Source organism: Pseudomonas sp. AC193 (assembly GCF_979258075.1).
Genome location: NZ_OZ409832.1, coordinates 4,361,925 through 4,376,402 on the forward strand (window position 1 = coordinate 4,361,925; position 14,478 = coordinate 4,376,402).

General features: G+C 60.4%; 14 protein-coding genes. 5 read left to right on the forward strand and 9 right to left on the reverse strand.

Features of this window, described 5'->3' with window-relative positions:
• Window positions 1-57 precede the first annotated feature (57 nt).
• From hpf to ACZZ0D_RS19785, 4 genes are read left to right on the forward strand one after another with little or no spacing between them, the layout of a single operon-like run.
• Complete coding sequence (hpf, locus tag ACZZ0D_RS19770) at window positions 58-366, forward strand: ribosome hibernation-promoting factor, HPF/YfiA family (RefSeq protein WP_007912419.1); 309 nt, start codon at window positions 58-60, stop codon at window positions 364-366.
• Between the two features lie 11 nt (window positions 367-377).
• Window positions 378-842 (forward strand): PTS IIA-like nitrogen regulatory protein PtsN, encoded by a 465-nt coding sequence (gene ptsN / locus ACZZ0D_RS19775; protein ID WP_053117095.1) that lies wholly within the window; start codon window positions 378-380, stop codon window positions 840-842.
• Window positions 843-844: 2 nt separating this feature from the next.
• Window positions 845-1,702 carry an RNase adapter RapZ gene (gene rapZ / locus ACZZ0D_RS19780; RefSeq protein ID WP_053117094.1) on the forward strand — a complete coding sequence of 286 codons (858 nt, stop codon included), beginning with the start codon at window positions 845-847 and terminating at the stop codon, window positions 1,700-1,702.
• A 15-nt stretch (window positions 1,703-1,717) separates the two neighbouring features.
• Window positions 1,718-1,993 carry an HPr family phosphocarrier protein gene (locus ACZZ0D_RS19785; protein ID WP_008085079.1) on the forward strand — a complete coding sequence of 92 codons (276 nt, stop codon included), beginning with the start codon at window positions 1,718-1,720 and terminating at the stop codon, window positions 1,991-1,993.
• A gap of 91 nt (window positions 1,994-2,084) precedes the next feature.
• Here the strand turns inward: ACZZ0D_RS19785 and ACZZ0D_RS19790 are convergent, their stop codons facing one another.
• The 6 genes from ACZZ0D_RS19790 to pmbA all read right to left on the reverse strand — a co-directional run bounded on the left by ACZZ0D_RS19790 (window position 2,085) and on the right by pmbA (window position 7,443).
• Window positions 2,085-2,978: a ZIP family metal transporter gene (locus ACZZ0D_RS19790; RefSeq protein WP_053117093.1), complete on the reverse strand. Its 894-nt coding sequence runs from the start codon at window positions 2,976-2,978 to the stop codon at window positions 2,085-2,087.
• Window positions 2,979-3,008: 30 nt separating this feature from the next.
• A complete protein-coding gene (locus ACZZ0D_RS19795; RefSeq protein WP_463554821.1) occupies window positions 3,009-3,620 on the reverse strand; it encodes a superoxide dismutase in 612 nt (203 codons plus the stop codon).
• A gap of 1 nt (window position 3,621) precedes the next feature.
• Window positions 3,622-4,062, reverse strand: a complete 441-nt coding sequence (locus tag ACZZ0D_RS19800; protein WP_016984162.1) for a hypothetical protein — start codon at window positions 4,060-4,062, stop codon at window positions 3,622-3,624.
• A gap of 27 nt (window positions 4,063-4,089) precedes the next feature.
• The gene (locus tag ACZZ0D_RS19805; protein WP_463554072.1) at window positions 4,090-5,466 is read right to left on the reverse strand and encodes a class II fumarate hydratase; all 1,377 of its coding nucleotides are present in this window, start codon (window positions 5,464-5,466) and stop codon (window positions 4,090-4,092) included.
• On the reverse strand, window positions 5,447-5,854 hold the full coding sequence (locus ACZZ0D_RS19810) for a FagA protein (RefSeq protein ID WP_159812153.1): 408 nt from the start codon (window positions 5,852-5,854) through the stop codon (window positions 5,447-5,449). The genes ACZZ0D_RS19805 and ACZZ0D_RS19810 overlap by 20 nt, the downstream gene beginning before the upstream one ends.
• Before the next feature lie 242 nt (window positions 5,855-6,096).
• The gene (gene pmbA, locus ACZZ0D_RS19815; RefSeq protein ID WP_053117090.1) at window positions 6,097-7,443 is read right to left on the reverse strand and encodes a metalloprotease PmbA; all 1,347 of its coding nucleotides are present in this window, start codon (window positions 7,441-7,443) and stop codon (window positions 6,097-6,099) included.
• A gap of 108 nt (window positions 7,444-7,551) precedes the next feature.
• Here pmbA and yjgA point away from each other — a divergent pair, with 108 nt between their 5' ends.
• Entirely contained in the window at window positions 7,552-8,076 is a 525-nt protein-coding gene (gene yjgA, locus ACZZ0D_RS19820; RefSeq protein ID WP_007915377.1) for a ribosome biogenesis factor YjgA, read from the forward strand.
• 90 nt (window positions 8,077-8,166) lie between these two features.
• Here yjgA and tldD read toward each other — a convergent pair whose 3' ends face one another.
• The 3 genes from tldD to ACZZ0D_RS19835 all read right to left on the reverse strand — a co-directional run bounded on the left by tldD (window position 8,167) and on the right by ACZZ0D_RS19835 (window position 14,408).
• The gene (tldD, locus tag ACZZ0D_RS19825; RefSeq protein WP_159812152.1) at window positions 8,167-9,609 is read right to left on the reverse strand and encodes a metalloprotease TldD; all 1,443 of its coding nucleotides are present in this window, start codon (window positions 9,607-9,609) and stop codon (window positions 8,167-8,169) included.
• A gap of 4 nt (window positions 9,610-9,613) precedes the next feature.
• Complete coding sequence (locus ACZZ0D_RS19830; RefSeq protein ID WP_053117089.1) at window positions 9,614-10,474, reverse strand: carbon-nitrogen hydrolase family protein; 861 nt, start codon at window positions 10,472-10,474, stop codon at window positions 9,614-9,616.
• Window positions 10,475-10,604: 130 nt separating this feature from the next.
• Entirely contained in the window at window positions 10,605-14,408 is a 3,804-nt protein-coding gene (locus ACZZ0D_RS19835) for a YhdP family protein (protein WP_463554073.1), read from the reverse strand.
• Window positions 14,409-14,478: the final 70 nt, after the last annotated feature.

The window sequence follows — 14,478 nt, forward strand, 5'->3', positions numbered from 1 at the left end:
CCAGTGGCAGGCTATCCAGCCTGCCGCTTTATGCACTGGCAACGAAGGAGAAGCTGTATGCAAGTCAACATCAGTGGACACCAACTGGAAGTGACCCAACCTCTGCGTTCCTACATCGAGGAAAAACTCCAACGACTGGAGCGACATTTCGACAAGATCACCAACGTGCAAGTCACGATGTGTGTCGAAAAGCTGAAGCAGAAAATCGAAGCCACCTTGCATATTCCCGGCAGCGAAGTGGTCGCCAACGCAGAAGATACTGATATGTATGCTGCGATCGACTCACTGACCGACAAGCTGGATCGCCAACTCAAAAAGCATAAGGAAAAGACCCAGAGCCTCCTCCAGGGCGCGACCGGTCGATAACCCCCCATTCCATGATCCGACTTGAAAGTATCCTGACCCCCGGCCGTTCCCTCGTGAACGTGCCGGGCGGCAGTAAAAAGAAAGCCCTCGAACAAATTGCCAACCTGATCGCCCGCGAAGTGCCGGATCTGGAGATGCAAGATGTCTTCGAGGCTCTGATTGCCCGTGAAAAACTCGGCTCGACCGGTTTTGGCAACGGCATCGCCATTCCCCATTGCCGCCTGAAAGGTTGTGTAACGCCAATCAGCGCGTTGATGCACCTTCAAGCCCCTATCGATTTCGACGCCATCGACGGCGCGCCGGTTGACCTGCTGTTTGTTCTGCTGGTTCCGGAAGCCGCCACCGATGCGCACCTGGAATTGCTGCGCCAGATCGCCAGCATGCTGGATCGCAAGGATGTGCGCGATAAACTGCGCAGCGCTCCGAGCAACGAAGCCTTGTACCAGGTCGTACTGGACGAGCAAAACGGGCAGTAATCATGCGTTTGATCATCGTCAGTGGCCGTTCCGGCTCGGGTAAAAGCACCGCACTGGATGTCCTTGAGGACAACGGTTATTACTGCATCGACAACCTGCCGGCGGGTTTACTGCCGGAACTGGCCGAACGAGCGCTGATTCACACCGAATTGGCGCAACCGCTGGTCGCCGTATCGATTGACGCGCGCAACCTGCCAAGCCATTTGTCACGCTTTCCCGAATTGCTCGAAGTCGTCCGTAGCCGGCACATTCAATGCGATGTGTTGTACCTGGATGCCGACGAGGAAACCCTGCTCAAGCGTTTCTCGGAAACCCGCCGCCGCCACCCGCTGAGCAATGCCAACCGCTCGCTGGCCGAGGCGATTCAGGATGAAACCGCCCTGCTCGGCCCGATCGCCGACCTGGCTGATCTGAAGATCAACACCACCAGTCTGAACCTGTACCAGTTGCGCGACACCATCAAGCTGCGCCTGCTGAATCAGCCGGAGCCGGGCACGGCGTATCTGGTTGAGTCATTCGGCTTCAAGCGCGGCATGCCGGTGGATGCCGATCTGGTGTTTGATGTGCGCTGCCTGCCCAACCCGTACTGGAAGCCGGAACTGCGTGCGCAATCAGGGCTCGATGCGCCGGTGGCTGAATATCTGGCAGCGCAACCTGACGTCGAAGAAATGTTTCAGGACATCTTCACTTACCTGCACAAATGGCTGCCGCGCTTCGCAGCGAGCAACCGCGCCTACGTCACGATTGCCATTGGCTGCACCGGCGGGCATCACCGCTCCGTCTACCTGACCGAACGTCTGGGTCAGGCCCTGCAGAAAACCCTGAAGAACGTCCAGGTTCGCCACCGCGACCTCACTTAAAGGATTCACACCGCGATGCCTGCTCTGGAAATCGAAATCATCAACAAACTGGGCCTGCATGCCCGCGCATCGGCCAAGTTCGTTGGCGTGGCCGGGCAGTATCCGGATTGCACGATCAGAGTGGGTCGCACGCCGGAGACCACGGTTGATGGCAAAAGCATCATGGCGATGATGATGCTGGCGGCTGGCAAGGGCACCAAGATCTATTTGAGTACTGAAGGGCATCAGGAACAGGAAGCGCTGGATGCGCTGGTGGCGTTGATCAACAACTACTTCGATGAAGGTGGCTGAGAGCAAAAGTCAAAAGATCGCAGCCTTCGGCAGCTCCTACAGTGAACGCATTCCAATGTAGGAGCTGCCGAAGGCTGCGATCTTTTGATCTTCAACCTAATGCGGTATCCATCACCATCATCAAACAAAATCCGCTCAACAAGCCAAGACTGGCCAGTTTGTCATGACCATTGCGTCGCGACTCGGGGATCACTTCGTGGGTCACCACCAGCAACATCGCCCCCGCCGCCAGCGCCAGCCCTAACGGCAACAACACCTGCGCAAGACTGACCAGCCACGCGCACAACAGCGCAAACACCGGTTCAACCAGTCCAGACGCCGCGCCGATCAAAAACGCTTTGACCCGCGACATCCCCGCCCCGGCCAATACCAACGCAATCACCAGACCTTCCGGCACATCCTGCAAAGCGATGCCCATGGCCAGGCTGTCCGCATCCGGCATGCCGCCACCGGCAGACACACCGACGGCCATGCCTTCAGGGATGTTATGGGCAATGATGGCGAACACGAACAACCAGATCCGTGGCGGAATCACTGGGCGATCGACAGTGCCGACGAGCATTTCCGGGGACGCGCCCGAGACCTTTAGATCAACCAGATACAACCCGAACGCACCGAGCATGATGCCAAAACAGATCAGGCCACTGGCGCCCCACGGCGTCAGGCCCAGGCTCTCAGCAGCGGCGATGCCCGGCACGATCAGCGAAAACGCCGTCGCCGCCAGCATCACCCCGGCACCAAATCCCAGCAACGTATCGCTGAGTGCCTGCGGCATGCGCCGAATCACCAGCACCGGAACAGCGCCAAGCGCCGTGCCGAGCGCGCAGATCGCACCGCCCTGCAACGCCCGTAATAGCCTCGGTTCCAGATTCAGCCATGCCAGTCCGTGGGCAACCAGCAAGGTCATGCCCGCCAACAGCAATAGCGATCCCACTGCGTAACGAAACATACGCCCACTTCCGATCGCCAGTGTTTCAGTGCCCATAGTCAGCCTTGGATTGTTTTTATAGATGACTTAAACCAGTGCGGCCTGATAGCGCGCAGCAACTTCCGGCCAATTGATCACGTTGTAGAACGCGTTGATGTATTCCGGGCGACGGTTCTGATAGCGCAGATAGTAGGCGTGCTCCCAGACGTCGAGACCGAGAATCGGCGTGTTGCCGTTCATCAGCGGGCTGTCCTGGTTGCCGCTGCTTTCCACGGTCAATTTCTTCTCCGGGGTCACGCTGAGCCAGGCCCAGCCGCTGCCGAAACGGGTCAGTGCAGCTTTGGTGAAGGCGTCCTTGAAGCTATCGAGACCACCGAGATGTTCTTCGATGGCCTTGGCCAGCGCGCCATCCGGCTTGCCACCACCGTTGGGCACCATCACTTCCCAGAACAATGAATGGTTAGCGTGACCGCCGCCCTGATTGATCACCGCCGCACGGAGTTTTTCCGGCAGATCCTTAACGCTGGCGACCAGTTTTTCCACCGGCCACTCGGCGTATTCAGTGCCTTCTACCGCCGCGTTGAGGTTGTTGATGTAGGTCTGGTGATGTTTGGTGTAGTGAATCTCCATGGTCTGCGCATCGATATGCGGTTCCAAGGCATCGTAGGCGTAAGGCAAAGCGGGCAAGGTAAAAGCCATTTCAATGGACTCCATGGTGATGTGGGGCAGGCGCGCGGCGCGCATTGCCGGTATCCGGGTGCAGCAGGCGTTGAGTGCGCGGGTATTCGCCGTGTTCGCTGATGAAATTCAGCAGCTCGACATAGGTTTTGCTGCTCTGGCGCAGCGCCGCTTCACGCAATGCCAGGCGTTGGCGTTCGTCCTGCATGGTTTGCAACAGCCGTTGATGGATGGCGCAGAGGTATTCGGCGCTCTCCTCCGGTTGATTCAGGCGCAGGTGTAAATCCGCGAGGTTGTGGTGCGAGATGACGCAGGCCGCCACCGCTTCGTCGGCGTCCGCCCAGCGTTCGAACAACACTTGCGCCAGGGCCAGGGCTTGCAGGTAAGCCTCACGGGCGTCGATCAGTTCGCCCAACATGAAGCAGCGATTGGCCCGTTCGATCGTGCGTTTCCAGTGCTCCATGGTGAGCCTCCAAAGCGGTTGCGGGGTTTACACGCCGCCGGCGGTGAGTTTCTCGGGATTGAGTAACTCTTCCAGTTGGCTGCGTGACAGATCGGTGTGTTCCAGGGCGACGTCGATCACCGGACGGCCTTCTTTGTAGGCCTGCTTGGCGATTTCGGCGGCTTTCTGGTAACCGATGATCGGGTTGAGCGCAGTGACCAGAATCGGGTTGCGCGACAACGCTTCTTTCAAGCGCGATTCATTGACCTTGAAGCTGGCGATGGCTTTGTCGCCGAGCAGGCGGCTGGCATTGGCCAGCAGTTCGATGCTGCTCAACAGGTTCTGCGCGATGATCGGCAGCATCACGTTCAATTCGAAGTTGCCCGACTGGCCGGCGATGGTGATCACCGAATCGTTGCCGATCACTTGTGCGGCAACCATGGCGGTGGCTTCCGGAATCACCGGATTGACCTTGCCCGGCATGATCGACGAGCCCGGTTGCAGGGCTTCCAGCTCGATTTCACCAAGGCCGGCGAGCGGGCCGGAGTTCATCCAGCGCAGGTCGTTGGCGACTTTCATCAAAGTGACGGCGATGGCTTTGAGTTGGCCGGAGACGGCGACAGCGGTGTCTTGCGAACCGATCAGCGCAAACAAGTCTTTGCCCGGGGTGAATTGCACGTCGGTCAATTGGCTCAACTGACGGCTGAAACGCGCGGCGAACTCAGGATGTGCGTTGATCCCGGTGCCGACCGCTGTGCCGCCCTGCGCGAGGGATTGCAGGCTCGGCAACAAATCCTGCAGATGAGCGATATTGGCCTTGAGCTGCTGCGCCCAGCCGTTGAGTACCTGGCTCATGCGCACCGGCATTGCGTCCATCAAATGCGTGCGGCCGGTTTTGACGTGGTGATGCACTTGCTCGGCTTTGCGCTCGATCACCTGCACCAGGTGCAGCAGCGCTGGCAGCAGTTGTTCGTGCAGGGCCAACGCGGCGCTGACGTGGATGGTGGTCGGGATGATGTCGTTGCTGCTCTGGCCGCAGTTGACGTGATCATTGGCGTTCACCGGCTCGTCGAGCAGGCGGCTGGCGAGGGTGGCAATCACTTCGTTGGCGTTCATGTTCGAGCTGGTGCCGGAACCGGTCTGGAAAATATCCACCGGAAAATGCTGCATGAAATCGCCTTCGAGCAGGCCTTGCGCGGCGTCGCTAATGGCTTTGCCTTGAGCGGCGCTGATCTGGTTCAGCTCAACGTTGGCGCGGGCGGCGGCGGCTTTGGCGAGGATCAGCGCGCGAATGAATTGCGTCGGCATCCGTTTGCCGCTGATCGGGAAGTTATCCACTGCGCGCTGGGTCTGCGCGCCGTAGAGAGCGTCCACCGGCACCTGCAGTTCGCCCATGCTGTCGCGCTCAATACGTGTCTTGGTCATCTGAAAATCCTTGCACCAGTTCAATAAGAGGAATCGAGGGAAGCAGTTCGCAAGTGGCGAGCTGCCAGGTGTAGCGCTGCCAGCGTTTGAGCCGGCATTTGCACAGGGACAGGCGCTCCATTTCACGCAGCGGGCGCCAGGCTTGGTCGAGACAGAGGCTGCGCCAGTGCCACGGCAGCGCGATGTCGGTGGCCGTGTCGAGCAGCAAACGGAAGGAGGTTTCGGCGACCGTCCAGGGTGAGGTCGCGGTGCAACAAGACAGGTACCGGCCTTCGGCGAGGTAGTGTTCGATCAGGCGCGGTTCGTCAGGATCCATCGCGCAACGGATCTGGCGACTCATCCATCGCCAGCTTTCGAGGTACGGCTGCTCGTGCAAGGCAGAACTCATGATCCGGGGCTCATCCGATAATGAGATTTATTATTAGATGATAATGAGAACCAAAACAAGCCTGAGATTTGCACACTCCCCTGTGGGAGCGGGCTTGCTCGCGAATGCGGTCTTTCAGTCACAACATCTCTGATTGACACAGCGCATTCGCGAGCAAGCCCGCTCCCACAGGGGATTTGTGTCAGGCATGAAAAAGGCGCGCCATCCGGGTGGATGGCGCGCCTTTTTGTGACGGTTGCGGTTTAGCTGCCCGCGACGGTCATCCGCTCGATCAACACCGAACCCGTGCGAATGTTGCTGCGCAGTTCCAGGTCATTACCGACCGCGACGATCTGCTTGAACATGTCACGCATGTTGCCGGCGATGGTCACTTCCTGCACCGCGAACTGGATTTCACCGTTCTCGACCCAGAAACCCGCCGCGCCGCGTGAATAGTCGCCGGTGACCATGTTCAAGCCATGGCCCATCAATTCGGTGACGAGCAAACCACGGCCCATGCGCTTCAACAGCGCCGCCTGGTCTTCGTCGCCATGGGTGACGAACAGGTTGTGCACGCCGCCGGCGTTAGCGGTGCTCGGCATGCCGAGTTTGCGCCCGGAATATGTGCCGAGGATGTACGAGACCAATTCGCCCTTTTCGACGAACGGTTTGGCGTACGTCGCCAGACCATCGCCGTCATAGGCCGAACTGCCCATGGCGCGCATCAGATGTGGACGCTCATCGATGGTCAGCCATTCCGGGAACAGCTTCTGCCCCAGCGTGCCTTCGAGGAACGACGATTTGCGATACAGGCTGCCGCCGGAAATCGCCGAGAGAAAACTGCCGAACAAGCCACCGGCCAGTTCGGCGGAGAACAGCACCGGCACTTCACAGGTTGGCACCGGACGCGCGCCCAAACGGCTCGCGGCCCGTTGCGCAGCTCGCTGACCAATGCTCACCGGATCCGCCAGCAAACTGCCCTGACGGCTGACGTCATACCAATAATCGCGCTGCATCTGGCCGTCGGCCTCAGCGATCATCACGCAGCTCAGACTGTGTCGGGTCGACGCGTAACCACCAATAAAACCGTGGCTGTTGCCATAAACGCGGCAGCCTTGGTGGGTGCTGAGGGTGGTGCCATCGGCATTCTTGATCCGCGCGTCGGCATCGAACGCCGCCGCTTCGCAGATCAACGCCTTCTCGATCGCCTGCTCCGGGGTGATGTCCCATTCGTGGAACAGGTCGAAATCCTTCAGATCCTTGGCCATCAGCGCGGCATCGGCCAGGCCAGAGGCTTCGTCTTCAGAGGTGTGCTTGGCAATCGCCAGCGCCGCCGCGACGGTTTCGCGAATCGCTTCAGGCCCGGTGGCTGACGTGCTGGCCGAGCCTTTGCGCTGACCGACGTACAGGGTGATGCCAAACCCCTGATCGCGGTTGAATTCGACTGTTTCGACTTCGCGCTGACGCACGGACGTGGACAGGCCTTGCTCCAGCGACACCGCGACTTCACAAGCGCTGGCGCCCTGACGCTTGGCTTCGGCGATGATCTGCTCGACCTGTTCCTGCAGTGCCGGCAATGCCTGCGGGCCGACGCTTTCAACTGCACTCATGCTCATCTCCACTCAAATTCTGCTTTCGGCTGGGGCCATCGAGCGACCGGGCCGGACAAGCGGCCCCCGACTGGTTATCATGGCGGCGTTTCTTTGCGGACTGCCACCATGGTTGATTCTTACGACGACTCCCTCGATACGGGAGAAAAAAGCAAATCTCAGGTCAAACGCGAGCTGCATGCTCTGGTTGACCTTGGCGAGCGCCTTACAACACTCAAGCCTGACTTGATCGCAAAACTGCCACTGACCGACGCCATGCGCCGGGCCTTGGCCGATGCGCCCAAGCACACCGCGAATATCGCGCGGAAACGGCATTTGCAGTTCATCGGCAAACTGATGCGCGACCAGGACACTGACGCGATTCTGACCTTGCTCGATCAACTCGATGCCTCCACTCGCCAATACAACGAGCGTTTCCATAACCTGGAACGCTGGCGCGATCGCCTGATCGCGGGCGACGATGCCGTGCTGGAAAAATTCGTCGTCGAGTACCCGGACGCCGATCGCCAGCAATTGCGTTCCCTGATCCGTCAGGCTCAGCACGAGGTTGCGCAAAACAAACCTCCTGCTTCCAGCCGCAAGATCTTCAAGTACATCCGTGAGCTGGACGAGACTCAACGCGGCCTGCGTTGATCTCATCCCTGTAGGAGCTGCCGAAGGCTGCGATCTTTGCTTTTTAAAGATCAAAAGATCGCAGCCTGCGGCAGCTCCTACACACGTTTCTTATGCGCCCGTACCACCGACGGTGATCGCATCGATTTTCAGCGTCGGCTGACCCACGCCCACCGGCACCGACTGCCCATCCTTGCCGCACGTCCCCACACCGCTGTCCAGCGCCAGATCGTTACCGACCATCGACACCCGGCTCATCGCCTCAGGGCCGTTGCCGATCAACGTCGCGCCTTTGACCGGCGCGGTGATCTTGCCGTCTTCGATCAGGTACGCCTCGCTGGTGGAGAACACAAACTTGCCGCTGGTGATGTCGACCTGACCGCCGCCGAGGTTGGCGCAGTAGATGCCCTTCTTCACCGACGCGATGATTTCCGCCGGATCGCTTTCGCCACCGAGCATGTAGGTGTTGGTCATGCGTGGCATCGGCAAGTGCGCGTAAGATTCACGACGACCGTTACCGGTACGGGCCACGCCCATCAGACGCGCATTGAGCTTGTCCTGCATGTAACCCTTGAGCACGCCGTTTTCGATCAGCGTGGTGCACTCGGTCGGCGTGCCTTCGTCGTCGACACTCAGCGAACCGCGACGGCCGCTCAAGGTGCCGTCATCGACGATGGTGCAAAGCTTCGAGGCAACCATTTCGCCCATGCGCCCGCTGTAGGCCGAACTGCCCTTGCGGTTGAAATCGCCTTCCAGACCGTGGCCGACGGCTTCGTGCAACAGCACGCCAGACCAACCCGAACCCAACACCACCGGAAAAGTACCGGCCGGGGCAGGGATCGCTTCGAGGTTCACCAGCGCCTGACGCAACGCTTCACGGGCGTAGCCCATGGCGCGGTCTTCGGCGAGGAAATAACGGTAGTCGGTACGCCCGCCGCCGCCATGTCCGCCGCGCTCGCGACGACCATTCTGCTCAACGATCACGCTGACGTTGAAACGCACCAAAGGGCGCACATCCGCCGCCAGACCGCCGTCGGTGGACGCGACCAGAATCCGCTCCCAGACACCGGCCATGCTTACGCTGACTTGCTGGATACGAGGATCTAGCGCGCGAGTCGCGACATCGATGCTCTTGAGCAACTCGACTTTCTCGGCGCGGCTCAGCACTTCCAGCGGGTTATCCGGCGCGTACAACTGAGCGACGTCTTGAGTGGTGAACGCCTGCACCGTGCCGTTTTGCCCGGCACGGGAGATCGAACGTGCCGCGCGAGCCGCTGCGCCGAGGGCTTCGAGGGTGATCGCGTTGCTGTAGGCGAAACCGGTTTTCTCACCGGATTGCGCGCGCACGCCAACGCCCTGATCGAGGTTGAAGCTGCCTTCCTTGACGATGCCATCTTCCAGCGCCCAGGACTCGGAGATCTGTCCCTGGAAATACAGGTCGGCGGCATCGATGCCCGGGCCGGCCAGATCGCCGAGTACGCCTTGCAGGCTCTCGATGGTCACGCCGCCCGGTGCCAACAGGTGATCACTGACTGAGGACAACAACTCGCTCATAGGTTTACGCCTTAAATTCATGTTCTGAAGCAGGTCGCTGTGCGCCCTGCGAGAAAAACCGCCGATGACTCGTCACCGGCATCCGCGCCCTGATGGACGCTTGTTCACTGCTATCGCGTTCGGCCAACAACACCGCTTCGCCTTGATCCTGTTGCGCCAGCACGCGGCCCCACGGGTCGACAATCGCCGCATGGCCAAACGTTTCGCGCGGCCCCGGATGGGTTCCGCCCTGCGCTGCCGCCAACACATAACACTGGGTTTCGATGGCCCGCGCGCGAATCAGTACGTCCCAATGCGCCGCGCCGGTCACCGCGGTAAATGCCGACGGTGCGGTAATCAATTCAGCACCGGCCGCGCGCAATTCGCTGTACAGCTCCGGGAAGCGCAGGTCGTAACACACGGTCAGGCCCAATTTGCCCACCGGCGTGTCCGCCACCACCACGCCACTGCCATAAGCATAGTCATCGGATTCGCGGTAACGGCCGCGATTGTCGGCGACATCGACATCGAACAGGTGCAGCTTGTCATAGCGTGCAACGATTTCGCCGTGTTCGTTGACCAGCAGCGAACAGGCATTGGCCTTCGCCGTCGGTTGATCCACCGGCGGCAGCGGCAATGTGCCGGCCACTATCCATAACTTGAGGTCGCGGGCGGTCTGTTTCAACCATGGCAGGATCGGGCCGTCGCCCAATGCCTCGGCGCGGCCGATATCAGCGACGTCGCGACGGCCCATGGCGGCGAAGTTTTCCGGCAGCACCGCGAGCTTCGCGCCCCCGGCGGCAGCCTGTTCGAGCAGGCGCCGGGCCTGAGCCAGATTGGCCAGCACGTCACTCTGGCTGACCATTTGAATCACCGCAAAAGACATGGCCACTCCTGAACATCAACGGGCCTGTAGGAGCTGCCGCAGGCTGCGATCTTTTGATCTGGCTGTTAAAAACAAAATCAAAAGATCGCAGCCTTCGGCAGCTCCTACGCGGGTGATAGGATCATGCTACTCAAAAAGGCTTGTCGAAAGTGATTTTCGGCTCTTTCCACGGGCCTTTGACGGTGTATTTGACGCTGGCGAAACGCGCCACCTGGTCGCCGATCAGCTTGTCGATCAGGAACAAAGCACCGCCAATCGCCGGGGCACCGACGATCAGCGCGGCAATCGGCAGGTTGTTGGTCACCGGCAAGGTCACCATCAACTTGGCGTCGACTTGCTCCGCAACCATGTCCAGTTTGCCGTTGAGTTCGATGTTGCTCGACGGCCCGGTCAGGCGAATCGGCTCTTTGGTGTCGTAAACACCGTTGGTCGCCACCAGCAGGCCTTTAACCCGGTCGTAGCTCAGGCCTTTGCCGAACAGGTCGGAGAAGTCCAGGCGCAAGCGACGACCAATCGAGTTGAAGTTGAGCAGACCGAACACGCGCAACGCCTGCGCGCCGCCCTCCACTTCAACGAACTGACCTTTGTTCAGCGAGGCATCGAGGGTGCCTGAGAAACGCTTGGTCGCCAGCCATGCCGGCGAGCCCGGCCAGCGGCCATCGACGTCCATGTGGAAGTCTTCGCTGGTCACGCTCGGCGCATAACCCCAGCCCTTGAGCACATCGGCGAGGTTCTTGCCGCTGATCCGGCCTTTGAACCAGCTGTTGCTCGAACCCGCCGCGCCTTCCCAGCCGCCGTTGCCCTGCAACAGGATGCCTTTGAGGCCCATGTCGAGGCTGTTCAAGGCGATGCCTTTGGCGGTCGGGCGGATTTTCAGCGACCAGCCACCGACCAGATCCTGGCCTTGGAACAATTGATTGATGGTGATATCCAGCGCGGGGATTTTAGTCGGATCGACCGAGGCCAAAGGATCGGGGGCGTTCTCGTCGGTCTGCACATTCGGATCCGCCGCCGGCAGCTTCACGTATTGCATGTTCACCGCAATCGGCACGCCCTTGGCGTCGGGCAGGCTGGCGGTGCCTTTGGCCTGCTGACTGTCGAGGGCCAGCGCCCACGCGCCAGGTTTGCGATTGAGCTGCACCGACGCCTGATCCAGCGTGGTGCCGAACGCCGTCAGCTTGCCGACTTTGATATCCGCGCTGCTGAGCAATTTGTTGGCGCTGCCGCCCGGATCCTGCCCGGCGTACTTGTTGACCAGATCCTGCCACGGCGCGACGTCCAGCTCCGACAGCACACCGCGGATGCGCAAACCCTTGGCGCCCGGCAACACCGCCTCGCCCGCCCCGAGGAACAACTCACCGCGACCGTCAGCAAAACCGCTTGATGGCGCGGCATAGGTGAAATTGGCCAGTTGATCGTAGTTTACCCAGTAACGTCGTTCCGGCCCTTGCAAGGTCATGCGGAACACCGTGTCGCGCCCGACATCCGCCGCCATGCCGAACGGTGCCGGCAGATCCACCGCCACGCCCTTGAGGTTGGAGCTGACCATTAATTGGCTGTCGGCGCCGTCCAGATTCAATTGCAGTTGATACGGAATCGTCCCGGACACCGGCAACGGTTGCGTCACCGCCAGCCAGTCGGTGAGCTTCTTGACTTCGACCTGCCCTGTCGCCGCAACACGCGTTTTGAGTTTGCCCGGACTGCCGTCGGCAAAGATTTGCGCGGTCACCGGTTTGTCGAAGGCCCGTGCGCTGATGTTCTGCCCACTGAGGCCCTTGGCGCTGTCGAAGCGGAAATCGCCCTTGAGTTGGCTCAGCTCCAGCTTCGGCTCGGCCAGTTTCAACTTCGCATTGGCGGTTTTGAAATCGACGAGGACTTTCGGCTCCTCGCCTTTGCCCAGCGGCACGTCGAGTTTGAGCTTGCCACGAAGATCCCCTGAGCCTTCCCAACCGGCGAAGGTTTCGCCCGTGCCGATCGGCGCATCCTGCAGAATCTTCAAGCCATCGCCAAGACCACCGGCGAACGCGCCATCCAGCAGCAAGTGCGAGTTCTGCCCGGACGGCACATGCGGAATATTGACCGAGACATCGCTGACCTGGGTGTCGAGCAACTGACCCTTTTTCGCCAGAATGCGTACACCGCTGTCCTCGATAAACACATCACCGCTGACCTTGCTGACGTGCGGCCAGCCCGGCTGGAATGCGAGTTCAGCGTCATGCACCTTGAAGAACAGACTGATGCTGCGATCAGCCTCTTTGGCGTCCTTGCTCAGCGAGCCCTGATACTGGAAGAAACCCTCATCCACCGCGCCTTTGAGGATCGCCGTGCGCAGCCATTCGTCGAGCGCCGGGCTCAAGACTTCTGGCAGGTATTTGGCGGTGTAGCGACCGTCGCCGTCGACCAGACCGACGCGCAAGTCCATGTAGTCTTCCTGGCTGTGATCGAAATGCAGGCGGATCAGGAAGTCGCCGGCAATCTTGCCCTCTTCGCCGAGCACCTTGAGGTACGGCGCGATCAGGGTGAAGCCGTCTTTATCGAGTTTCCAGGTCAGGCGCGCATTGGCCTGAATGTATTGCCATGGCTTGGCGAAAATCGGATCGAGGTGCAGGACAAAATCTTTGCTGTCCATGCGCAGTTCGCCGCCGTCGAGGTTGCCGCTGAGGCTGCCGCTGACATTTCGTGCAGCCGGAGCGCCGTGATAGGCATCGAAGCCGACCTTGTCGAGGTTGGCGGCGAAGCTGAATTTTGTGCCGTCAGTGGCCGCCGGACGGAAATCCAGCAGCACGTTACGCAGGCCACCGGTCACTTTCAGGTGATCGACCACTTCGGCGAAACCTTTCGGTAACGGCCCGAGCGCGTTGAGCAGTGGCGTGATCGGCGTCAGATCCAGACGATCAGCCTGCAGATGCCAGAGCTCTTCCACTTTGTCGGTGGCGCGGGTCTGTTGCAGTTGGACGCGGGATTCCCAGCGGGTTTCGCCGAAATTCATCGCCAGCGAATCGAACGTCACTGCCGCGCCGTCGCCACCGTCGCGGTAGTACGCGTTGATGGCGAGGTTGTTGATCTGGATAGGCTTGCGCTCGCCATAGGCGCCGGTGACTTGCGGCGCGTTCAAGCGAACAGAGGCGCTTTGCAGCGTGCCCTTGGCCCAATCGATCCAGACCTCACCGCCGGCCTTGATCTCGGAGAAATTCCATTGCTGGGTCAGGCGCTCGGGCAACCATTTCGCCCAATCGCTTTGCGGCAGACTGGCGTAGCCCTCGACCGTGCTGTCCTGCCATTGCTCCGGACGCAGGCGCGTGCGCAGGTTGATCGCCACGGGCTGGCCGTCCGGCAGAGTCAAACGGGCATCGAGACGTTGGCGACTGGCGCCGGTTTTCAGGTTGATGCCGACATAGGTGAGGGTCATCGGCGCGTGATCCTGCGGCTGCAGGGTCACTTGGCTGTCGAGCACCGAGAGTTGCTGAATCATTTGCGAACGATTGAACAACTGCTGCGCATCCAGCGGTTGATCGTTCTGCACTGGCAGACCTTCCAGCGCCCAACTGCCGTCCTCGGCTTCCTTGAGGCTGATCTTCAGGCCATTGAGTTCCAGATGGGCAATGCGCACTTCACGGGCCAACAGGCTGGCCCAGAGATCAGGCACGGCGCGCACTTGATCCAGACGCAACGCATTGGCGCCGCTGCCGACCATCACATCGCGTGCCAACAGAATCGGGGCGAAGCCGCTCCAGTTACCTTCCAGCTCGCCGATCTGCAACGGCATGCCAAGGGCGGCGCTGGCCTTGTCTTCGATGTCGGTGCGGTATTCGGCGACCAGCGGGGTCAGCTCGCGGCCGAGGCTGACGTACAACGCCATCAACACCAGAACCAACGCGCACAGGCCCAGCCCCCAACGGGTGAGTGCGGCCAGAATGCGTGTCAGACGCTCCATGTCAGATGGCTCCCATGGCAATAAAACTGCGAAAAGCTGAGGCCAGCCGCGGTAGAAAAAATGTGACGCA